We start from the raw sequence: 22,309 nt of genomic DNA on the forward strand, positions 1-22,309 counted from the left end.
CGCGCTCGCAATGACGGCGGAGGGATGGCCTTCTACTTCCCCATCCATTTCGGCGGCCGCTTCTCGGAAAACGCCTTCGGGCCCTCGATGTAATCTTGAGAAGCCATCATCGCCTTCACCGCCGGATATTCCCGCTGCTCTTCGATCGCCTGCTCAAGCGACACGGCAAGGCCCTTCCGGATGGTTTGCTTGGACGCCCGGATCGACATCGGCGAGTTCTTGGTGATCATCTCCGCCCAGCGCAGCGCGCCCGCAAGCGCCTCGCCCTGCGGCACCACCTCGTTCACGAAGCCGAGCTCCTGTCCCTCCTTGGCGCTGACATGACGCGCGGTGAGGATCATGCCCATGGCGCGCTTGAGGCCAATCTGTCGCGGCAACCGATGCAGCCCGCCGGCAAGCGCAGCGAGGCCCACGCGCGGCTCGGGCAGGGCGAAGGTGGCATTCTCCGACGCGATGATCAGGTCGCAGGCGAGCGCGATCTCGAAGCCGCCGCCCATGGCGACGCCGTTGACCGCGGCGATGATCGGCTTGTCGCAGTCGAAGCGCGAGGTGAGGCCGGCAAAGCCGCCCTTGTCCCAGCCGCGTTTGCCGCCCGCTGCCTGCCACTTCAGATCGTTGCCGGCGCAGAAGGCCTTGTCGCCGCCGCCGGTGACGACCGCGACCCATTGTTCTGGATCGGCGGCGAAATCGTCAAACACCTTGTTGAGCTCGAAATGCGCGTCGATGTGCAGCGCGTTGTAGACCTCGGGCCGCGACAGCGTGATGATCGTGATCGGCCCCTTGCGTTCCACCTTTGAGAATTTCAGCTCCATCGCGCGCTCCCGCAGTTTCTCGTGAAGGAATATTGGCGTCATACTACCGCGCGTCAGCGCCGGAGCACCATCGAATTGCGTGGGTGCGCCTTGCGCCGCTGACACGCCTCGCTTTGCTTGACTCGGAGACGCTCTTCTCACCTTAATCGTGCGAAGCAAAACGCGCCTAGCGCCTTAACACAAAACGATAAAATCAATCCGGGAGAGAACCGTGGATTTCTCACTGCCTGCCGATCTCGTCGCCTATCTCGGAGAGCTCGATCGTTTCATCGAACGCGAGATCAAGCCGCTCGAACAGACCGATGACAACATCCGCTTCTTCGATCATCGCCGCGAATGGGCGCGCACCGATTTCGAGAATGACGGCCTGCCGCGCCACGAATGGGAAGCGCTGCTGCGCAAGGCCAAGGATCTCGCCGACGCCGCCGGCCATCTGCGTTTCCCGGTGCCGAAGCAATATGGCGGCAAGGACGGCTCCAACCTCTGGATGGCCGTGATCCGCGAGCATTTTGCGGCAAAGGGTCTTGGCCTGCATAACGACCTCCAGAACGAGCATTCCATCGTCGGCAATTTTCCCGTCGTCACCATGCTCGACCGCTACGGCCGCGACGACCAGAAGGCGATGATCGATGGCTCGATCAAGGGCAAGTATCGCATCACCTTCGGCTTGACCGAGCCAAATCACGGCTCGGACGCGACCCACATGGAGACGCGTGCGGTGCCGGCGACCCGCGACAACGTCAAGGGCTGGATCATCAACGGCGAGAAGATGTGGACCACCGGCATGCACGTCGCCACGCATTGCGCGTTGTTCGCGCGCACGTCGGGCAATGACGGCGATGCCCGCGGCATCACCTGCTTCCTGGTGCCGGCCAAGAGCCACGGCGTGAAGGTCGAGGAATATATGTGGACCTTCAACATGCCGACCGATCACCCGCGCGTCAGTTTTACGGACGTGTTCGTGCCCGAGGATGCGCAGTTCGGCGAGGTCGGCCGCGGCCTGTCGCTGGCGCAGTGTTTTGTCCATCAGAACCGCATCCGCCAGGCGGCGAGCTCGCTCGGTGCCGCCGTCTACTGCATCAACGAGAGTGTGAAATACGCGCGCGAACGAAAGCCGTTTGGCAGGGCGCTTGCCGAGAACCAGGCGATCCAGTTTCCGCTGGTCGAGCTTGCGACCCAAGCCGAGATGCTGCGCCTGCTGATCCGCAAGACTGCCTGGGAGATGGACCAGCTCAACGAGGAGCAGATCGAGCGCACGCTGTCCGACCGCGTCTCCATGTGCAACTACTGGGCAAACCGCCTCTGCTGCGAATCCGCCGACCGCGCCATGCAGGTCCACGGCGGCATGGGCTACTCACGCCACAAGCCGTTCGAGCACATCTATCGCCACCACCGCCGCTACCGCATCACCGAGGGCAGCGAGGAGATCCAGATGCGCAAGGTGGCGGGATTCCTGTTCGGGTATATGGGGCCGGGGAAGCATTGAGGCTTGCACCGGTGCGGTAGGGTGGGCAAAGCGAAGCGTGCCCACCGCGCCTTGAATGCGGGACAAGATGGTGGGCACGGCGCGCGAAGAGCGCGCCTTTGCCCACCCTACGGCACTTCGTCGCTACGCGATCAATTCACCCTTCTATCCTTCCCCGCCCAATAAGGCTCGCGCAGTTGCCGCCGCAGGATCTTGCCGCTCGGATTCCTCGGCAGCGCCGGCAGAAACTCCACGCTCTTGGGCGTCTTGAACCCTGCAATGCGCTCGCGGGTGAAGTTGATGATGTCGGTTGCGGTCGCCTGCTTGCCCGGCTTCATCACCACGACAGCTTTCACGGCCTCGCCCCATTTGTCGTCGGGGATGCCGATCACGGCGGCCTCGGCGACGTCAGGATGATCGCACAGCGCGGTCTCGACCTCGGCCGGATAGATATTCTCGCCGCCGGAGATGATCATGTCCTTGATGCGGTCGTGGATGTAGAGGTAGCCGTCCTCGTCCATGTAACCGGCGTCACCCGTGCGCAGCCAGCCGTCGCCGCGCAGCGTCGAGGCGGTCGCTTCCGGCAGATTCCAGTAGCCCGCCATGTTGGAGCCCGAGCGCGTCGCGATCTCGCCGACCTCGCGCGGCGGCAGCGGCTTGCCGTCGGCGTCGAGGATGGCGATCTCGACGCCCGGCAGCGCCTTGCCGGCCGAGCGCATCCGCTCGAGACCCTCGACGTGATCCTCCGGCGGCAGCGCGACGATGGTGCCCGTCGTCTCCGTCATGCCGTACATCTGGACAAAACCGCATTTGAAGACCTCGATGCATTCCTTCAGCAAGGCCGCGGGAATGGGCGAGGCGCCGTACAGCATGTATTTTAGCCGGGAGAAGTCGACCGTCTTCGCGCGCGGCTGCCGCACCACGAACTGCATCGCCGCCGGCACCATGAACAGCTTTGTGATGCCCGACCGCTCGAAGAAATCCAAAACCTTGGTCGGATCGAACTCGCGCGCGATCACGCCGCGGGCGCCGTGATAAAGCCCCATCACGCCCCAGCCGGAGCCGCCGATATGGAAGATCGGCATTGCGACCAGCGAGACGTCGTTGGTGGACCACCGGTTCCACTCCGGCTTGTCCGCGGCATTGCCGGTTTGCACGAGGTTGAGGAAGTTCGCGTGGCTCAGCATCGCGCCCTTCGGCTTGCCTGTCGTGCCCGACGTGTAGAGCTGGATCGCGATGTCTTTCGTGTCGATCGCAACCTTCGGATCGTCGCCGCTCTGCGCATCGCGCCATGCGGTAAAATCCTGCCATTCCGGCGCGCCACCTTCGGTGGTGATGATGGTGCGCACGCCCGGGAGCTGATCCCTGATCTGGCGGACCTGCGTGATGAACTCCGGCCCTGCGAATAGCACCGGCGCCTTGCAATCCGCGACGATGAAGGCGACCTCGGGCCCGGCGAGCCGCCAGTTCACCGGCGCCATCACCACGCCGGCCTTCATCGCGCCCATCAGCAGCTCGAAATAGAGGTCGCTGTTCTTGCCGAGATGGGCGATGCGGTCGCCCTTCTTGACGCCCATCGCGATCAACGCGTTCGCGACCTTGTTGGTCTTGACGTTGAACTCGGCAAAGCTGGTGACGCGGCCCTCGAACTCATAGGCGATGGCATCGCCGCGGCTCGTCGCGCGTTCGCGCACCATGTCGGCGAGATTCGCCAATGGCTGTGTGGTCATGTTTCTCCCGTGGGCGTTTTGTTTTTATGCTGCGGAGTGTGGCGTCATCCGCGAGCAAAGACAATACGGGAGAGGACGCTACCCCCGCTTCGCCCGATCCTTCTCGTTCTGCGCCATGATGCTCTCGCGCGCGGTCTTCCAGTCGTCGTCGCTCCAGTCGCGGAGCTGGTAGAAATTGCCGCCCATCGCGAGGGCCTGCGCACCGTCCATGGCGATGGTCTCGCCGGTGATCCAGTCGCAGCCGCCGGAGATCAGGAACACTGCGAGGTTCTGCAATTCCTCCATGGTGCCGACGCGGCCCATCGGGTTCATCGCCTTGGTGCGTGCGCCGGCTTCATCACCCGGCTTGATGCGCTTGCTCATGCCCTCGGTCGGGATCTCGCCCGGTGCGATGGTGTTGAGGCGGATGCCGTGCCGGCCCCATTCGGTCGCGAGCGACATCGTCATGGCGTGGATCGCGGACTTGCTCATCGCCGACGGCACCACGTAAGGCGAGCCGTTGCGCACCCAGGTCACGGTGATCGAGACGACGTTGCCGGGTTGCTTCAGGGCGATCCAGCGCTTGCCGACCGCATGCGTCACATAGAACGTGCCGTGCATGACGATGTTGGCGACGGCGTCGAAGCCGCGCGGCGAGAGCTCTTCGCTGCGCGAGATGAAGTTGCCGGCGGCGTTGTTGATGAGATCGGTCAGCGGCGCATCGCGAAAGATGGTCTCGATCATCTCGTCGACCGCGAGCGCGTTGCGGATGTCGACGCCGTGGCTGGTGACGCGGCCGCCATACTCAGCCATCAGCTCGGTCGCGGTCTCGTCGCAGACGATCTTGCGCCGGCCGCAGATGTGCACCTCGGCGCCGAGTTGAAGAAAGCGCGCCGCCATCGACTTGCCGAGACCCGTGCCACCGCCGGTCACGAGAATACGCCGACCAGCCAGAAGATTTTCCTTGAACATGGCTGTTTCTCCCGTACGGATTGTCAGTTAATTGGTCGATTGACTAAATCCGGCCGTCAGCTTTCTGTAAAGCGGCACCGAACGAGAACAGGGGAGAATTCATCCATGGAAGAGCGCGTCTCGATTTCGATCTCGGAAGGCGTCGCCGACGTGCGGCTGGTGCGTGCGGACAAGATGAATGCGCTCGATCAGGCCATGTTCGAGGCCCTTGTTGCGGCAACCGAGCGGCTTTCGAAGGAAAAAGGCGTGCGCGTCGTAGTGCTATCAGGTGAAGGACGCGCCTTCTGCGCCGGTCTCGACATGGGGCGTTTTGCCGCCATGAAGGAGGGCGGTGGCAACGGAATTCCGGGTGGCGAAAATCGCGACCTCACCAAGCGGACGCACGGCCAGGCAAACTTTCCGCAACAGGCGGTATGGGGATGGCGCAAGCTTCCGGTTCCCGTGATCGCGGCCGTGCATGGCGTTGCCTTCGGCGGCGGCTTCCAGCTCTCGCTCGGCGCCGACATGCGCTTCCTCGCGCCCGATGCGCGGATGTCGGTGATGGAGATCAAATGGGGCCTCGTGCCGGACATGGCCGGCACGCCGATCCTGGCTTCGCTGGTGCGCGACGACATCTTGCGCGATCTCACCTACACCGGCCGCATCTTCTCCGCGCAGGAGGCGATAACATATGGCCTCGCCACGCGTATCTGCGATGATCCGCGGGCCGCGGCGCTCGAAGTCGCGCGCGAGATCGCCGGCAAGAGCCCCGATGCGATCCGCGCCGCGAAGCGCCTGCTCAACAATCTCTCGGTCGATCCGGGCCCCGCGCTGCTCGCGGAGTCGGTTGAGCAGCAGAAGCTGATCGGCAGCGCGAACCAGACCGAAGCCGTGCGGTCGAATCTGGAGAAGCGTGCGGCGAAGTATGCGGATTAGCACGGTCCTCATCCCGAGGAGCCGCGAAGCGGCGTCTCGAGGGATGGGCCACGGGCTCTCATGGTTCGAGACGGCGTGGAGTTTATCATCGGTCCGCGCTTTGCGCGGACCCGGTGGCGCCTCCTCACCAAGAGGGTCGATTTCAACAAAAAGAAAAAACAAATGAGCGAAACGTCCCCATTCCTCGGCATTGTCTCCGGCGAGCGCCATCGCGCCCATGCCGAGGTTGCCAATCGCGCCGACCGCATCGCGTCCGGTCTCGCCAAAATCGGCGTCAAGCAGGGCGATTGCGTCTGCATGCTGATGCGAAACGATATCGCCTTCCTGGAAGCTGCCTACGCCGCGATGCGATTGGGCGCCTATGGAGTGCCGGTCAACTGGCATTTCAAGCCGGAGGAGATCAACTACATCCTTGGTGATACCGGCACGTCCGTGCTGATCGGACATGCCGATATGCTGCACGCCCTGCGCGATGCGATTCCCGCTGGCGTCACGGTGCTCAGCGTGCCGACGCCGCCGGAGATCCTGAAGAACTACAAGATCGATCCCGATCACCTGACGACTCCTGACTTTGCGATCGATTTCGAAAGCTGGCTCGCGCAGCACCAGCCCTATGACGGTCCGGTCGTGCCGCAGCCGATGAACATGATCTATACGTCGGGGACGACAGGCCATCCCAAGGGCGTGCGGCGCAACGCGCCGACGGCGGATCAGCAGGCCGCCGGCGAGCGCATGCGCGCGATGATCTACGGGCTGAAGCCCGGAGCCCGCGCGATCCTGCCGGGCCCGCTCTATCATTCCGCGCCGAACTCGTTCGGCATCCGCGCTGGAAAACTCGGCGGCGCGCTGGTGCTGATGCCGCGCTTCGAGCCGGAAGAGTTTCTGGAGCTGATCGAGCGCTTTGAGATCGACACCATCTTCATGGTGCCGACCATGTTTATCCGCCTGATGAAGCTGCCGGCAGAGGTGCGCAAGAGATACGACGTCTCCTCGCTGTGCCACATCATTCATGCCGCCGCGCCGTGTCCGGCCGACGTCAAACGCGCCATGATCGAATGGTGGGGGCCGGTGATCTATGAATTCTACGGCTCGACCGAGTCCAGCGCCGTCACGTTCGCGACCTCCGAGGACGCGCTGAAGAAGCCCGGCACCGTCGGCAAGATTTCGCCCGGCGCCGAGCTGCGCTTCATCGGCAATGACGGAAGCGTGCTGGGCGTGGGCGAGATCGGCGAGATCTATTCGCGCATGGTCGGGATGGCGGACTTCACCTACCACAACAAGCCCGAGAAGCGCGCCGAGATCGATCGCGACGGTTTCATCACCTCGGGCGACGTCGGCTATATCGACGAGGACGGCTATGTCTTCATTTGCGACCGCAAGCGCGACATGGTGATCTCGGGCGGCGTCAATATCTATCCGGCCGAGATCGAATCCGTGCTGCATGCCGTGCCCGGCGTCCATGATTGCGCCGTGTTCGGCATCCCCGACGCCGAGTTCGGCGAAGCGCTGATGGCGGTGGTCGAACCGCAACCCGGCATCACGCTCGATGCCGCCGGCATCCGCGCGCGGCTGAAAGCGTCACTCGCCGATTACAAGATACCCAAGCATATCGAGATCCGCTCGGGCCTGCCGCGCGAAGACTCCGGAAAAATCTTCAAGCGCCGCCTGCGCGATCCCTATTGGGAGCAGGCAGGGCGGAAGATTTGAACTGTGTAGCCCGGATGGAGCGAAGCGCAATCCGGGGCGGTGCTTGCGTCGAAAACCCCGGATTTCGCTGCGCTCCATCCGGGCTACGAACACAGGGGTGAGAAGGCCTTCATGGAGAAGCGCGCGCCGAAATTCGAGGGGCGGTAGGCGCCGCCCGCCGGCACGCGCTGGAGTAGCAATCATCGATCGGCTCGGCTAGGTTGGCGCTCCCGTTTCCTGCCGCTTGCGATCGCCGATGCCCTCATACCGCGCCAGCTTCTTCGAAGTCCCACATGCGGCCGTCTACGCGTTGATGACCGTGACCGTCCTCGCGTCGGGATTCTGCTTCATCCAGGCCGGCGGTCCGGCCGCGCCGGCGGAGCTGCTGTATCGCTACGGCGGCATGTATTCGGGCGCAATTGCGCGGCATGAGTACTGGCGCCTGCTCGCCTATGGCTTCCTGCACGTCAACTTCGTCCACCTCACCATGAACATGTTGTGCCTCGTGCTGTGGGGCGGGCATCTCGAGCGGCGGGTTGGGCCGGCCTATTTCCTCAGCATCTATCTCTGCGCGATGGTGTTCGGCGCGGTCATCGGCAATGGCATCCATGCCACGCCCTATTTGACGGTCGGCGCGTCCGGCGCCACATCGGGCATTTTGGGCGGGCTGCTCTGCCTGTGGATCCTCGGCAAGCTCGACGTCAGGTTCGACTTCTTTGCGATCAACATCGGATTGAACATCGCGTTTGCGCTCGGCAATTCGCGGATCGACTGGGGCGTGCATCTCGGTGGCTTTGCGGCCGGGCTGATCGCCTGCGCATTGCTGGACCTCATCGAGAAGGTGAATCCCTACGCGCTTCGTTGCAAGTTTCCCGAAGCTGTGAAGGTCAATCTCACCCTGTTGGCCTGTGTTGCGGCAGTGTGGGCCTGGAGCGGTCAGGCCCAGGCCATCGCCGCCGTGATCGCATGTTGTGCAGTCGTGAAGATCGTCGATCTCGTCCTCTCCATGAGGAAGGGTCTTGCGATCGTCGTGATCGCTTTGGCTGGCGCGAACGCCGTCACCGTCCTGCTTTGCGGTTTGGCTCTGGCATCTTCTTGCAGTCCGCGCTGGCCAACCGGGTCCGTTCCGCTCGATAATTTTCTCGTCACATTTTGTCCCAATCCTGTTCTCATCTCGGGACTGGCCGCGATCGGTGCCGCCGCAGTGACGCTGTGGCTCTGCGCGAAGGAGATTTCGCGCGGGATCGAGGATGTCGGATTTGTCGGCACATCGCTGCGTGCCGAACGCGGCCGGCGTCATGGACTATGACCGCGGAGGTCGTGCTATAAGAGGGCTGATAGACCCCGGATCATCCCAAGGTTCCTAAATCTAATGGCCCCCGTTTCCATTCTGCTCAACGTCATCTGGATTCTCATCGGCGGTGCCTGGATGGCCGTCGGCTGGCTGATCGCCGCGGTGATCATGGCCATCACCATTATCGGCCTGCCTTGGGCGCGTGCGGCGTTCAATATCGCCGTCTACACGCTGCTGCCGTTCGGTTCGCGAGCGGTCAACCGCGACCAGGTCACCGGCGTGAGTGATATCGGCACCGGTCTGCTCGGGGTGATCGGCAACATCATCTGGTTCGTGCTGGCCGGCTGGTGGCTGGCGCTGGGCCACGTCCTGACCGCCGTGGTCTTCGCCATCACCATCATCGGCATTCCCTTCGCCTGGGCCCATCTGAAGCTCGCGGGCATCGCGCTCTGGCCGATCGGCAAGGTGATCGTGCCGGCCTAGCTCCGCCCTTGGTGTGCGCCGCCCCCAACTTCATCTTGCGCTGCGGCAAAAAACTTGCACACTTGGTAGGCCGGGCATCCAAGCGAGCTCGAACCAGGGAGCGAGCCATGTCCCTCCAGACAATACCATCCGACGCCGCCGAGCTTCGCCCGAACCGGCCTGAGGACGCCCAGGCGCTGGAGGCTGATGCGCGGCTGCGCGACGATATCCGCCTGCTCGGGCGCATCCTGGGCGACACCGTGCGCGACCAGGAGGGCGCAGATGTGTTCGACCTGGTCGAGCGCATCCGGCAGACCTCGATCCGGTTCCACCGCGACGAGGACCGGGTTGCACGGCGCGAGCTCGAGCAGATCCTCGACGGCATGTCGACCTCCGAGACGGTGCGGATCGTCCGCGCCTTCAGCTACTTTTCCCACCTCGCCAACATCGCCGAGGACCAGAACAACATCCGCCAGTTGCGCGCCGGCAAGGGCGGCGGCTCCGGCGTGCTGGCGGAGACGCTGGCCAAGGCCAAGGGTGCTGGAATCGGCACAGACCAGCTGCGCAACTTCTTCAGGACGGCCCAGGTCAGCCCGGTCCTGACCGCGCATCCCACCGAGGTCCGCCGTAAGAGCACGATGGATCGCGAGATGGAGGTCGCAGCCCTGCTCGATCGCCGCGAGCGCGTGGCGCTGACCGCAGACGAGGCCGCCGCCAGCGACGAGCAGCTGCGTCGCGAGGTGCTGACGCTGTGGCAGACCAATCTGTTGCGCCGGACCAAGCTCACCGTGCTCGACGAGGTCGCCAACGGCCTGTCGTTCTACGATTACACTTTCCTGCGCGAGGTGCCGCGGCTGGTCAACGCGCTGGAAGACAAGCTGGAGGAGGGCGGCGAGCAGGCCGCCAGCGAGCTCGCTTCGTTCCTGCGGATGGGAAGCTGGATCGGCGGCGACCGCGACGGCAATCCCTTCGTCACCGCCGACGTCATGCGCGGCACGCTGCGGCTGCAATCGAGCCGCGTGATGCAGTTCTATCTGAACGAGCTGCACGTGCTCGGCTCGGAGCTGTCGATCGCAGCCCATCTCGCCGACGTCTCGGAGGAGCTGCGCACGCTGGCGGAGCATTCGCCTGATACCTCGCCGCACCGGAGCGGCGAGCCTTATCGGCTCGCGGTCTCCGGCATCTATGCCCGCCTGACGGCCACGGCGGAAAAGCTCGAGGTCGAGATCACCCGCCGCCCGGTCGGCAAGGGCGCGCCCTATGACAGTGTCAAGGAGTTGCAGACTGATCTTGACGTGCTGCACCGCTCGCTGATCTCCAACAACGCCCGCGTCATTGCCCGCGGCCGGCTGCGGCTGTTGCGACGCGCGGTGGATTGCTTCGGCTTCCACCTGGCGCGGCTCGATATCCGCCAGAACTCGGCGGTGCACGAACGCACCATCGCCGAGCTGATGGACGCGGCCAATCCCGGCATGTCCTATCTCGCGCTCGGCGAGGACGCGCGCATCTCGCTGCTGACCAACGAATTGCGCAGCACACGCGCGTTGGTGTCGCCGTTCATCAAGTACAGCGACGAGACCATGGGCGAGCTCAACGTCTTCCATGCGGCTGCGGAGGCGCATGCGAAGTTCGGCTCTGACGCCATTCCCCAATGCATCATCTCGATGTGCAAGGGCATGTCCGACATGCTCGAGGTCGCGGTGCTGCTGAAAGAGGTGGGCCTGGTCCATCCCTCCGGCCGCAGTGCGATCAATGTCGTGCCGCTGTTCGAGACCATCGAGGATCTGCAGGCGTCAAGCGGCATCATGGATCGCATGCTGTCGCTGCATGATTACCGCCGCCTCGTCGACAGCCGCGGCAGCGTGCAGGAGGTCATGCTCGGCTATTCCGACTCGAACAAGGATGGCGGCTTCGTCACGTCGGGCTGGGAACTCTACAAGGCCGAGATCGGCCTCGTCGAGGTGTTCGAGCGCCACCACGTGCGCCTGCGGCTGTTCCACGGCCGCGGCGGTTCGGTGGGTCGCGGCGGCGGTCCCAGCTATGACGCCATCGTTGCGCAGCCGGGCGGGGCCGTGAACGGCCAGATCCGCATCACCGAGCAGGGCGAGATCATCTCGTCGAAATATTCGAACGCGGAGGTCGGCCGCAACAATCTCGAAATCCTGGCGGCGGCGACGCTGGATGCCAGCCTGTTGCAGCCGAGCCAGAGCGCGCCGCGCCGCGAATATCTCACTGCGATGGACGAGCTTTCAAATCTCGCCTTCAAGGCCTACCGCGGCCTCGTCTACGAGACCGACGGCTTCGTCGAATATTTCTGGTCCTCGACCGTCATCAACGAGATCGCGACGCTGAACATCGGCAGCCGCCCGGCCTCGCGCAAGAAGACGCGTGCGATTGAGGATTTGCGTGCGATCCCCTGGGTGTTCTCCTGGGCGCAGTGCCGCCTGATGCTGCCGGGCTGGTACGGCTTTGGCAGCGCGGTGGAGCAATGGATCGCGGAGCATCCCGACAAGGGCATGCCGTTCCTGAAAGAGCTCTACAAGGAATGGCCGTTCTTCCGCATGCTGTTGTCGAACATGGACATGGTGCTGGCGAAAAGCTCGATCGCGATCGCCTCGCGGTATGCCGAGCTGGTGCCGGACGAAGCCCTGCGCGAAAAGATCTTCGGCCGCATCCGCCGCGAATGGCATTCCTGCATCGAGACGTTGCTCGACATCATGGATCAGGACCGGCTGCTGCAAGGCAACCCGCTGCTGGAGCGCTCCGTGCGCCACCGCTTCCCCTATCTCGACCCGCTCAACCACGTGCAGGTCGAGCTGTTGAGGGAGCATCGTGCGCAGAATCCGGACGAGCAGGTGCTGCGCGGGATTCAGCTGACGATCAACGGAATCTCGGCGGGGTTGAGGAATACGGGTTGAGGACCGAATAGCGAAATGGCGAGTGGAGAATGGATTCCACTCGCCACTCACTATTCGCATCACTCAGCAGAAATGCGCCCCCTGCGTCTCCACATAGACCGAATAGAGCGACTGGCTCGCGGTCATGAACAGGCGGTTGCGCTTCTTGCCGCCGAAGCACAGATTGGCGCAGGTCTCGGGCAGCAGGATTTGGCCGATGCGCGCGCCGTCGGTCGACGCGAACACCTGCACGCCGTCATAGCCAGGTCCGACCCAGCCCGCGCCGACCCAGATATTGCCCTCGGTATCGACACGCAGGCCATCGGGGAAGCCCGATTTGCCATCGAGCTTCATGTCGATCAGCCGCTTCGGGTTCGATAGCTTCTGACCGTCGAGGTCGTAGGACCACACCACGTTTTCCGCTTGCGGATAGTGTGTGATCCCGGTGTCGCAGACATAGACCTTTTTGTAGTCGTGGGAGAAGGCGATGCCGTTTGGCTTGAACGGCTCGTCCGCGACCTTCGTCAGCTGGCCGGACTGCGCGTCGAGGCGATAGACGGCTTCCTTCTGATAGGGCTGCAGGGAGCCGGTATTGGCGAGCTTGCCCTCGTAGATGCTGATCGCGCCATAGCCGGGATCGGTGAACCAGATCGACTTGTCGTTGGGATGCACGACCATGTCGTTCGGGCCATTGAGCGGCTTGCCGTTGGCCTGCTCGGCGAGCGCCGTCACCGAACCGTCGTGCTCGTAGCGGACGAGGCGGGTGCGCTCGGCGGTGATCTGGCGTCCCTCGGTGTCGAACGAATTGCCGTTGCCCTCGTTCGACGGCTTGTGGAACTGCTCGGAGATGTGGCCGTCGTCGTCGAGGTAGCGAAGCTGTCGGTTGGCGGGGATATCGCTCCAGACGAGGTACTGGCCCTGTGCATTCCAGGCCGGTCCTTCCGCCCACAGACAGCCGGTATAGAGCCGCTTGATCGAGGTGTTGCCGACCTTGGCCTTGAAGCGCTTGGGATCGATGGCGATGATATCGGGATCGGGATAGCGCTGCGGCTCGGCATTTGCGCCGTAGTCGCGCGCGTCCGCCTGTGAGGCGAGCACAGTGGACGCCGCGAGCACCGCCGCGCCTCTCAAAATATCGCGGCGGCCAAGGCCGCCGGGTTCCGTTGTGGAAGAGTTGTCGTTAGGGTTGGTCAGTATTCTTGTCATGGTTTCCTCCCAAAGTTGTGTTGGGAGGACACCATTCGCCCGCATTCAGGCATAAAGCGGGGCGATCTCTGGACAAGACAACCAGAGATCGCGGCGCAGGAATGCCAAAAATGTGGCTAGACGGGATCCCACGGGAAGATGTCGGCGGAGCGGTCGAGCTTGTAGAACGAGCCCTTCAGCGCCGGCATTCCGTGTTCCGCGATCGATTGCGGCGTCCAGCCTTCACTACGATGGACCGAGCGCAACGGGCGGTTTTGGCTGAACAGGAACAGCTCGTTCATGCGCGCGCCGAAGATCTGGCCGGAGACATCCTTGGCGGCATCCGAGAGCAGATAGGCGCAGATCGGCGCGATCTTCTCCGGACCCATCTGCTTGATCTTCTCGACGCGCGCCTTCTCGGCTTCGGTCTCGGTCGGAATGGTGCCGATCATGCGGGTCCAGGCGAACGGCGAGACGCAGTTCGAACGGACGTTGAAGCGGCCCATGTCGAGCGCGATCGATTTGGACAGGCCGATGATGCCGAGCTTGGCGGCGGCGTAGTTGGCCTGGCCAAAGTTGCCGATCAGGCCAGAGGTCGAAGTGAAGTGCACGAAGGAGCCAGACTCCTGCTCGCGGAAGATGCGCGCGGCGGCGTGGCTGACATAGAACGAGCCCATCAGATGAACCTTGATGACGGCCTCGAACGCCTCCACGCTCATCTTGTGGAAGATCATGTCGCGCAGGATGCCGGCATTGTTGACGACGCCGTCGAGCCGGCCGAAATGATCGGTCGCGGTCTTGACGATCTTGCTCGCCGGGACGGCTTCCGCCACCGACTCGAAGTTGGGGACGGCAATGCCGCCGCGCTTCTTGATCTCCTCCACCACCTCCTCAGCGGGAGAAGCGCTGGAGCCCGCGCCGTCGGCGGCCCCGCCGGGATCGTTGACGACGACCTTGGCGCCTTCCGCCGCGCAAAGCAGCGCGATCTCGCGCCCGATGCCGCGGCCTGCGCCGGTGACGATGACGACCTTGTCCTGCAGTGATTTGCTCATGTGGATTACCTCTCGTTCGTAAACACGATCGTGCCACTGGCGGCGAACATGCCGCCGACGCCGTGGCACACTGAAATCTTCGCGTTCGGCACCTGCGCCGGCGCGATGCCGCGCATCTGGCGCACGCTCTCCTGGAGCGCGTACATGCCGTACATGCCGGAATGCATGTAGCTCAAGCCGCCGCCATTGGTGTTGAGCGGCAGCTTAGCCCCGGGGCGGGTGTTGCCGTCGGCGATGAATTTGCCGGTTTCTTCGTGCGGCATGAAGCCGAGGTCGCCGAGGCCGAACAGCGGCAGATGCGCAAAGGCGTCGTAGATCATGAGATGATCGACGTCTTTGTGGGCGATGCCGGCCTCCTTGAAGGCCAGCGGCCCCGCCGTTTTGAACGCGCGCGAGGAATTAAAAGTCTCCATCTGGCTGACCATCGGCGTTTCCACGCTCTCGCCGGTGCCCATGATGTAGACGGGCTTGCGCGGAAAATCCTTGGCGCGGTCGGCCGAGGTCAGGATCAGCGCGCCGCCGCCGTCGGTGACGAGGCAGCACTGCAGCAGCCGGAACGGATAGGCGATCATGCGCGAGTTGAGGACGTCGGCGACCGTGATCGGGTCCTTCATCATCGCCCGCGGATTCTTCGCCGCCCATTCCCGCTGCACCACCGCGACCGAGGCCAGCTGCTCATGCGTGATGCCGTAGGTCTTCATGAAGCGCAGCACGGGGATCGGGAACATGCTGGGCGGGCCGTAGACGCCGAAGGGCGCCTCGAACTGGCCTTGCAAACTGTCGGCGGGGATCGAACGCGGCGCCTTGCCGATCATCGACTTGCCGCTCTCGGCATGCGTGATCAGCACGGTCTTGCAAAGACCGGCCTCGATCGCCGCCGCCGCATGGCGGACGTGCAGCATGAACGAGCAGCCGCCGACGGAGGTGCCGTCCACCCAGGTAGGCCTAATGCCCAGATAATGACAGACCTGCTGCGGCGTCTCGACCGCGGTGGCGAAGCCGTCGATGTCGGACAGCTTCAATCCGGCATCGGCAATGGCATTGAGCGCGGCATCCGCGTGGAGCTGGAGCTGCGACACGTTGGGGATGACACCGAGCTCGGTGGTCTCGGCCGCGCCGACGACGGCAACCTGGTTGCTGCGCATGGCTTACCCCTTCGCCGGACGGAACACGGGGAGGGTGATCTTGTCGTCGAGGGCCTCGAACGCGACCTCGAGCTTCATGTCGAGTTCGAGCGCCTCCGGTGTCTGCGGGCAGTCGATCATGTTGCTCATCATCCGCGGCCCCTCGGCGAGCTCGACCACCGCGATCGCGTAAGGCGGCGTGAAGCCGGGCGCGGCGGGGCGGTGGTTGATCACATAGCTGTAAAGGAAACCCTTGCCGCTCGCCTTGAAGACGCTGACCTTGCGCGAGGCGCAGGACGGGCAGAACGGGCGTGGTGGGAAAAAGACATGCGCGCAGGCGTCGCAGCGCTGCAGGCGCAGCTCGCCCGCTTTCGTGCCGTCCCAGAAATGCTGGGTTTCAGGCGTCGGTTTCGGGCGCGCGCGCTGCGGTTCGGCCATGTCGGCTGGTCCTCCCAGAGAACAGGCTTCGCGCCTGCCCGTTTCGATCTTGATGCGACAATTGACTATGCGTCAACGGTCCAGCTGACAGCATGCATGCCATCATGCGCACAATGCTTGTGTCGAACTGAGCCGGCGCTATAGATTGCGCGCGCAATATTCCGTGAGACAGACATGCCCGATTTTCCGACACTGGCGAAGCTCGCCGACGACCTCGAAAGCGGCCGTACCACATCCCGAAAGCTGGTCGAGGCGTGTATCGCCAAGATCGCCGATCCCGCCGGCGAGGGGCAGCGCACCTTCATCCACGTCGACAAGGAAGCCGCGCTCGCGACGGCAGACGCGATGGACGCCTTGCGCAAGGCCAAGGCTGCGCCGTCGCGCTATGCCGGTATCCCCGTCTCGATCAAGGATCTGTTCGACATCAAGGGCCAGGTGACGCGCGCCGGCTCCCGCGCGCTCGACGATTCCCCGCCGGCCGAGCAGGATGCCACCACCGTGGCGCGGCTGCGCAAGGCCGGCTTCGTCGTGATCGGGCGGACCAACATGACCGAGTTCGCCTATTCCGGCATCGGCATCAATCCGCACTATGGTACACCCAAAGGCGCCTGGAACCGGGCCGAGGGCCACGTGCCCGGCGGCTCGTCCTCGGGCGCCGCGGTCTCCGTGCTCGACGGCATGGCGCATGGCGCGCTCGGCACCGACACCGGTGGCTCCTGTCGGATTCCGGCCGCCTATAACGGCATCGTCGGCTACAAGCCGACGCAGCGGCGCGTGCCGCTTGATGGCGCGGTGCCGCTGTCGTTCTCGCTCGACAGCATCGGGCCGCTGGCGCGATCGGTCAGCTGCTGTGCCATTCTCGACGCCGTGCTCGCGAACGAACCGATCGTCGCGCTGAAGCCGCGCCCCGTGAAAGGCATGCGGCTTGCGGTGCCGACCACGATCGCGCTGGACGATCTCGACGCGGCCGTGTCGGAAACGTTCGAGCGCGCGCTGAAATCGCTCGCCGATCATGGCGCCATCATCGAGCGCATCGAGATGGCCGAATTCCACGACATCGGCCCGATGAACGCCAAGGGCGGCTTTGCGGCGTCCGAAAGCTATGCCTGGCATCGCTATCTCATCACGTCCAAGGGCGACGTCTACGATCCCCGCGTTTCCGTGCGCATCATGCGCGGCGAGGCGCAGAGTGCGGCCGACTACATCGATCTCCTCAACGAGCGCCGCTCGCTGATCGCCCGCGTCAACGCGCGCATCGCGCCCTACGACGCGCTGGTGCTGCCGACCACCGCCAACACGCCGCCGAAGATTTCAGATCTCGCCGACGACAAGGCGTTTACCGCGCAAAACATGCGCGCACTGCGCAATTGCACCCTGATCAACATGATCGACGGCTGCGCCATCTCGCTGCCGGCACATCGCGAGGGCGATGTTCCCGTCGGCCTGATGCTTGCAGGCGCGGGTGGATCTGACCGCCGTATCTTTGAACTTGCTGCCGGCATGGAGGCCGTCATTCGTGTTTGACCTGACTTTCACCGTCGACGCCCAGGACACCACCACGCCGCTGACGCTGGCGATCGACCGGATGGTCATCGCCGGCTGGACCGGCCGCGACGCGATCGCGCGCGACAAGCACATCGACGAGCTCGAGGCCATGGGCATCGCCCGGCCGGCCTCGACGCCGATCTACTACCGCGCCTCGGCGCGCCGACTGACCCAGGAAGACAGCATCGAATGCTGTGGCGGCGATTCCTCCGGCGAGGTCGAGTTCGTGCTGATCGGCTGGCAGGGCCGCATCTTCGTCGGCTGCGGCTCCGACCATACCGACCGCAAGGTCGAGGCCTATAACGTCACCGTGTCCAAGCAAATGTGCGACAAGCCGATCGCCTCCACGCTGTGGGAGCTCGAGGACGTCATCGGCCATTGGGACAAGATGATTTTGCGCTCCTACGCCACCATCAAGGGCGAGCGCGTGCTCTACCAGGAAGGCACGTTGGACGCGATGCTGCCGGTCAACGACCTCATCGCGCGCGGCTTCGAGGACGGAAAGTTCCCCGACGGTTGCGCCATGTTCGGCGGCACGTTTGCGGCCAAGGGCGGCATCCGGCCGGCGGATCGCTTCGATTTCGAGCTTGAGGATCCCGTGCTGAAGCGGACGATCAGGCACGGGTATGACGTGGTGACGCTGCCGGTGAGGGGCTAAGTCCGTCCCCACCCGTCATTGCGAGCGTAGCGAAGCAATCCAGAATCTTTCCGCGGCGGCAGTCTGGATTGCTTCGTCGCAAGGGCTCCTCGCAATGACGGGGAGAGAGTCGGAAATCGGGTGGCGGAGCGCGGGCCGGTCTTGCGAAGGTCGTCGCCATGACAGCAACAGCACGCAAATCGCTCTCTCAGTCGCCCGCAGACCCCGCCACCCGCGTCGACGCCCTCGACTGGTCCCAAATCACCGCCGAGCTCGACTCCCAGGGCTGCGCCGTCCTCAAGGGCCTGCTCACGCCGGACCAATGCCACGCCGTCTCCGCCCTCTATCCCGACGACGCGCACTTCCGCAGCCGCGTCGTCATGGGCCGCCATGGCTTTGGCCGCGGCGAGTACAAATATTTCTCCTACCCGCTGCCCGATCTCATCGCGCAGTTGCGGCCGGCGCTTTATGCGCATCTCCAGGGCGTCGCCAATCGCTGGAACGAGGCGATGGGGATCGACATCCGCTATCCCGCAGCGCATGCCACGTTCCTCAAGCGCTGCCACGACGCCGGGCAGGCGCGGCCGACGCCGCTGCTGCTGCAATATGAGGCCGGCGACTTCAACTGCCTGCACCAGGACCTCTATGGCGAGCACGTGTTTCCGCTTCAGGTCGCGATCCTCCTGTCCGAGCCCGGCCGCGATTTCAGTGGCGGCGAGTTCGTGCTGACCGAGCAGCGCCCGCGCATGCAGTCCCGCGCCGAAGTGGTGCCACTCGCGCAGGGCGACGCGGTCGCCTTTGCGGTGCATCATCGTCCGGTGCAGGGGACACGCGGCACGTATCGCGTTAATCTGCGTCATGGCGTCAGCCGTATCAGGTCCGGCCAACGCCACACCGTGGGTGTGATCTTTCATGATGCCAAATGAGTGGGACGATTGACGGCTGATTTGTTCGACAGCGTTGCCGAGGCGCAGCCGTCGCGCGAGGAGATCGCCGACGGCGCCGTTCTGCTGCGCGGTTTCGTCAAGCCGATCGAGCGCGAGCTGATCGAAGCCGTGCGCGTCATCGTGGCGCAGTCGCCGTTCCGCCGCATGACCACTCCCGGCGGTCATCTGATGTCGGTGGCCATGACCAATTGCGGCGAGCGCGGCTGGATCACCGATCACACCGGTTATCGCTATGATCCGATCGACCCGCGAACCGAGGCGCCATGGCCGGCGCTGCCGCCGCTGCTCCGTGATCTGGCCCGTCACGCGGCGGAGCAGGGCGGCTTCCAGAACTTTGCGCCCGATGCGTGCCTCGTCAACCGCTACGAGCCCGGCACGCGGCTGTCGCTGCATCAGGACAAGGACGAGCTGGATTATTCGGCGCCGATCGTCTCGGTCTCGCTCGGCCTGCCCGCGACCTTCCTTTTCGGCGGCCTCGCGCGCGCAGACAAGCCGCGGCGCTACCGGCTCGTCCATGGCGACGTCGTGGTCTGGGGCGGACCGTCGCGGCTTGCCTATCACGGCGTGGCGCCACTCGCCGAGGGCGAGCACGCGCTGCTCGGCCGGAAGCGGATCAACTTGACCTTCCGTCGGACGCGCTGAGGTCTAAGGCTTCGGCGGGTGAATGAACGCCCACGGGCTGACTTCGGAGTCCCGCGTCACCTCGACCGAAATCAGATACGGCCCGCTGTGGCTAAGCGCCTTCTCCATCGCTGCCTTGAACTGATCTGGCGCGGTGACGCGTGCGGGCGCGACGCCGAAGGATTCCGCGAGCTTGACGAAGTCCGGATTGACCAGATCCGATGCCACCACGCGGCCATCAAAGCGTTCGCGCTGGTCGCGGCGGACATTGCCATAGGCGTTGTTGTTGAACACCAGCGTCACCACGCCGATGTTGAACTGCACGGCGGTGGCAAGCTCCTGCACGCCGAACATAAAGCCGCCGTCACCGGTGATCGCCACCACCGGCTTGTCCGGGTTCGCGACCTTGGCGCCGAGCGCGGTCGGGAAGCCCGAGCCGAGCGTGCCCTGATAGCCCGAGGTGATGAAGGTACGTGGCTCGTAGATCGGAAAGCCGTACCAGGAGGCGAAGCCGAACTGCGACAGCTCATCAGTGACGATCGCATTCGCCGGCAGCACCTCGCGCAGGATGTTGAGATACGCCATCTGCGGCTGGATGCGCTGGATCTCCTGCTGCGCGATCGCGGTCGCCTCGCGGATCGCGGCGCGGCGGCCGGCGGTCTTGCTGTAGCCGGCCTTGCTGACGGCAGCAGTGAGATCGGCCGTCGCGGCCTTCGCATCGGCCACGATCGCGGTGTCGGAGATGAAGCGCCGCATCTCGACGGGGTCGATGTCGATGCGGATGCTCTTCAACCCGTCGGGGCGATAAGGCCAGCGCGACATGGTCGGCAGCTCGAGCCGCGAGCCGATGCCGATCATCAGATCGGTCTTCGGCCAAAGCTTGTAGGCGGCGGCCATGGTGAGCCCAAGCTCATGCGCATTGGAGACGATGCCGCGGCCGCTGCGGAAGGCGACCACGGGCGCATCGATCATCTCGGCGAGCTCGAGGATTTCGTCGCGCGCGTCGATCGCACCGCTGCCGACGAAGATCATCGGCGCCTTGCTGCCTTTGATCAGCGCTGCCGCCTGCTTGATCATGTCAGAATCGGGCAGCGGCGCGGGCAGGGGCTCCAGCACCTGCGCGGCGGCGGTGTCCGCGCGCTGGGTAAAAATGTCCCAGGGCATCTCGACCGACGCGGGACCGCGGCGGCCGGACGTCATTTCCTGGAAGGCGCGCGCGACCGTGGTCGGCGCGTTGCCGGGATGTTCGATGCGGTCGGCCCACTTCACATAGGTACGCAGCGTCGCGAGCTGGTCCGGCATCTCGTGCAGATGGCCGCGGCCCTTGCCTAAAAACTGCGTCGGGACCTGGCCGGTGACGCACAGCACCGGCTCGTTGCAGCCATAGGCGGTGAGCAGCGCCGCGCTGGCGTTGAGCACGCCGGGGCCGGGCACCACACTGAACACGCCGGGCTTGCCGCTGGAGCGTGCATAGCCGAACGCCATGTAGCCGCAGGCCTGCTCGTGCCGCGCGCCGATCACCTTGAGCTGGGCCTGGTGGAAGGCGTCGAACAGGCCATAGACCTGCGCGCCGGGCAGGCCGAACACGGTGTCGACGCCATGGGCGACGAGCCCGCTTACGATCGCTTCGCCGCCGGTGAGGGTGGTCATTGCATCATTCCATTCGTGTTGTTGGTCAGGCTTCGTCGACGACGCCGTTGCGTAAGGATCCGATGCCCTCGGCCGCGACCTCAATGACGTCACCGGGCTTCAGATAGCGCGGCGGATCGAACCGCGCACCGGCGCCGGTCGGCGTGCCCGTGACGATGATGTCGCCGGGGACCAGCGTCGCGAAGGTCGAGATATAGCTGATGAGATAGCGGAACGGAAACATCAGCCGGCTGGTACGGTCGTCCTGCCGCAGCTCGCCGTTGACATGCGTGGTCAGACGGATGTCGGCGATCTGTGCTTCCCTCATGTAGGGCACAAGCCAGGGCCCGAGGCTGCCGCTGGAATCGAAGTTCTTGCCCTGCGTGACGTTGAATTTTGCGTGACGCAGCCAGTCGCGCACCGAGCCTTCGTTGCAGAGCGTCAGCGCGGCGATGTGGTCGAGCGCGGCACTTTTCGCGATGTGCCGCCCGGGCTTGCCGATCACCAGCACGATCTCGCCCTCATAGTCGAGCTGCTCCGACGCGCGCGGGCGCACCAGCGGCGTGTCGTGGCCGACGAAGGAACGGGGCGAGCGCATGAACATGCTCGGATATTTCGGCGCGTCCTGGCCGTCCTTGTACTCGGCGTTGCGATCAGGGTAGTTGACGCCGATGCAGATGATCTTTTCCGGCGCCGGCACTGGCGGCAGCCATGTGATCTCGCTGAGCGCGTGAACTGGCGTGCGGCCCGCGGCCTCTTCGGCGAGGCTCACGAGCTTTCCGGCTGCGATGACTTCGCGCAGCGTCGGATAGTCTTTTGCGTAGCGCGCGGAGAGATCGACGATGCCGCCCTCCAGGACGGCGCCATAGCGGGTTTCACCCTTGACTGAGTAGGTGGCGAGGCGAGGGAGCTTCATGAC

19 protein-coding genes are annotated in these 22,309 nt (G+C 64.4%); 10 read left to right on the forward strand and 9 right to left on the reverse strand.

The features are described from left to right. Window positions 1–32 precede the first annotated feature (32 nt). The gene (locus FXB40_RS22785) at window positions 33–812 is read right to left on the reverse strand and encodes an enoyl-CoA hydratase-related protein (protein ID WP_148774446.1); all 780 of its coding nucleotides are present in this window, start codon (window positions 810–812) and stop codon (window positions 33–35) included. 211 nt (window positions 813–1,023) lie between these two features. Between FXB40_RS22785 and FXB40_RS22790 the strand changes: the two genes are divergently transcribed. Continuing rightward, complete coding sequence (locus FXB40_RS22790; RefSeq protein ID WP_148774447.1) at window positions 1,024–2,298, forward strand: acyl-CoA dehydrogenase family protein; 1,275 nt, start codon at window positions 1,024–1,026, stop codon at window positions 2,296–2,298. 131 nt (window positions 2,299–2,429) lie between these two features. Here FXB40_RS22790 and FXB40_RS22795 read toward each other — a convergent pair whose 3' ends face one another. Continuing rightward, window positions 2,430–4,007 (reverse strand): fatty acid--CoA ligase, encoded by a 1,578-nt coding sequence (locus tag FXB40_RS22795; RefSeq protein WP_148774448.1) that lies wholly within the window; start codon window positions 4,005–4,007, stop codon window positions 2,430–2,432. A gap of 78 nt (window positions 4,008–4,085) precedes the next feature. Beyond that, the gene (locus FXB40_RS22800; protein ID WP_148774449.1) at window positions 4,086–4,958 is read right to left on the reverse strand and encodes an SDR family oxidoreductase; all 873 of its coding nucleotides are present in this window, start codon (window positions 4,956–4,958) and stop codon (window positions 4,086–4,088) included. A 105-nt stretch (window positions 4,959–5,063) separates the two neighbouring features. Here FXB40_RS22800 and FXB40_RS22805 point away from each other — a divergent pair, with 105 nt between their 5' ends. From FXB40_RS22805 to ppc, 5 genes are all read left to right on the forward strand, one after another. After that, window positions 5,064–5,873, forward strand: a complete 810-nt coding sequence (locus tag FXB40_RS22805; RefSeq protein WP_148774450.1) for a crotonase/enoyl-CoA hydratase family protein — start codon at window positions 5,064–5,066, stop codon at window positions 5,871–5,873. Window positions 5,874–6,035: 162 nt separating this feature from the next. After that, window positions 6,036–7,580 (forward strand): acyl-CoA synthetase, encoded by a 1,545-nt coding sequence (locus FXB40_RS22810; protein ID WP_148774451.1) that lies wholly within the window; start codon window positions 6,036–6,038, stop codon window positions 7,578–7,580. Window positions 7,581–7,815: 235 nt separating this feature from the next. Beyond that, entirely contained in the window at window positions 7,816–8,868 is a 1,053-nt protein-coding gene (locus FXB40_RS22815) for a rhomboid family intramembrane serine protease (RefSeq protein ID WP_148774452.1), read from the forward strand. A gap of 63 nt (window positions 8,869–8,931) precedes the next feature. Continuing rightward, window positions 8,932–9,336 (forward strand): YccF domain-containing protein, encoded by a 405-nt coding sequence (locus tag FXB40_RS22820; protein WP_148774453.1) that lies wholly within the window; start codon window positions 8,932–8,934, stop codon window positions 9,334–9,336. A gap of 107 nt (window positions 9,337–9,443) precedes the next feature. After that, window positions 9,444–12,233, forward strand: a complete 2,790-nt coding sequence (gene ppc, locus FXB40_RS22825; protein WP_148774454.1) for a phosphoenolpyruvate carboxylase — start codon at window positions 9,444–9,446, stop codon at window positions 12,231–12,233. A 63-nt stretch (window positions 12,234–12,296) separates the two neighbouring features. On the opposite strand, the gene FXB40_RS22830 is transcribed toward ppc, so the two are convergent. The 4 genes from FXB40_RS22830 to FXB40_RS22845 form a co-directional block, all read right to left on the reverse strand. After that, window positions 12,297–13,418 (reverse strand): SMP-30/gluconolactonase/LRE family protein, encoded by a 1,122-nt coding sequence (locus tag FXB40_RS22830; protein ID WP_148774455.1) that lies wholly within the window; start codon window positions 13,416–13,418, stop codon window positions 12,297–12,299. 116 nt (window positions 13,419–13,534) lie between these two features. Further along, window positions 13,535–14,449 carry an SDR family oxidoreductase gene (locus tag FXB40_RS22835; RefSeq protein ID WP_148774456.1) on the reverse strand — a complete coding sequence of 305 codons (915 nt, stop codon included), beginning with the start codon at window positions 14,447–14,449 and terminating at the stop codon, window positions 13,535–13,537. A 5-nt stretch (window positions 14,450–14,454) separates the two neighbouring features. Continuing rightward, window positions 14,455–15,594 carry a thiolase C-terminal domain-containing protein gene (locus FXB40_RS22840; protein ID WP_148774457.1) on the reverse strand — a complete coding sequence of 380 codons (1,140 nt, stop codon included), beginning with the start codon at window positions 15,592–15,594 and terminating at the stop codon, window positions 14,455–14,457. Window positions 15,595–15,597: 3 nt separating this feature from the next. Further along, window positions 15,598–16,011 (reverse strand): Zn-ribbon domain-containing OB-fold protein, encoded by a 414-nt coding sequence (locus FXB40_RS22845; protein ID WP_148774458.1) that lies wholly within the window; start codon window positions 16,009–16,011, stop codon window positions 15,598–15,600. Window positions 16,012–16,185: 174 nt separating this feature from the next. Between FXB40_RS22845 and FXB40_RS22850 the strand changes: the two genes are divergently transcribed. The 4 genes from FXB40_RS22850 (at window position 16,186) to alkB (ending at window position 19,782) form a co-directional block, all read left to right on the forward strand. Then, a complete protein-coding gene (locus FXB40_RS22850; protein ID WP_148774459.1) occupies window positions 16,186–17,535 on the forward strand; it encodes an amidase in 1,350 nt (449 codons plus the stop codon). Further along, window positions 17,528–18,214, forward strand: coding sequence for a DUF2848 domain-containing protein (locus FXB40_RS22855; protein WP_148774460.1), 687 nt, complete (start codon window positions 17,528–17,530; stop codon window positions 18,212–18,214). The genes FXB40_RS22850 and FXB40_RS22855 overlap by 8 nt, the downstream gene beginning before the upstream one ends. Before the next feature lie 158 nt (window positions 18,215–18,372). After that, on the forward strand, window positions 18,373–19,119 hold the full coding sequence (locus FXB40_RS22860; RefSeq protein WP_148774461.1) for a 2OG-Fe(II) oxygenase: 747 nt from the start codon (window positions 18,373–18,375) through the stop codon (window positions 19,117–19,119). A 9-nt stretch (window positions 19,120–19,128) separates the two neighbouring features. After that, window positions 19,129–19,782 carry a DNA oxidative demethylase AlkB gene (gene alkB, locus FXB40_RS22865; RefSeq protein ID WP_148774462.1) on the forward strand — a complete coding sequence of 218 codons (654 nt, stop codon included), beginning with the start codon at window positions 19,129–19,131 and terminating at the stop codon, window positions 19,780–19,782. 3 nt (window positions 19,783–19,785) lie between these two features. Here the strand turns inward: alkB and FXB40_RS22870 are convergent, their stop codons facing one another. Together FXB40_RS22870 and FXB40_RS22875 are read right to left on the reverse strand one after the other, a co-directional pair. Continuing rightward, the gene (locus tag FXB40_RS22870) at window positions 19,786–21,411 is read right to left on the reverse strand and encodes a thiamine pyrophosphate-dependent enzyme (protein WP_148774463.1); all 1,626 of its coding nucleotides are present in this window, start codon (window positions 21,409–21,411) and stop codon (window positions 19,786–19,788) included. 25 nt (window positions 21,412–21,436) lie between these two features. Next, on the reverse strand, window positions 21,437–22,306 hold the full coding sequence (locus tag FXB40_RS22875) for a fumarylacetoacetate hydrolase family protein (protein ID WP_148774464.1): 870 nt from the start codon (window positions 22,304–22,306) through the stop codon (window positions 21,437–21,439). Between the last annotated feature and the right edge of the window lie 3 nt (window positions 22,307–22,309).

The organism is Bradyrhizobium rifense (assembly GCF_008123425.1).
Taxonomy (GTDB): Bacteria; Pseudomonadota; Alphaproteobacteria; order Rhizobiales; family Xanthobacteraceae; genus Bradyrhizobium; species Bradyrhizobium rifense.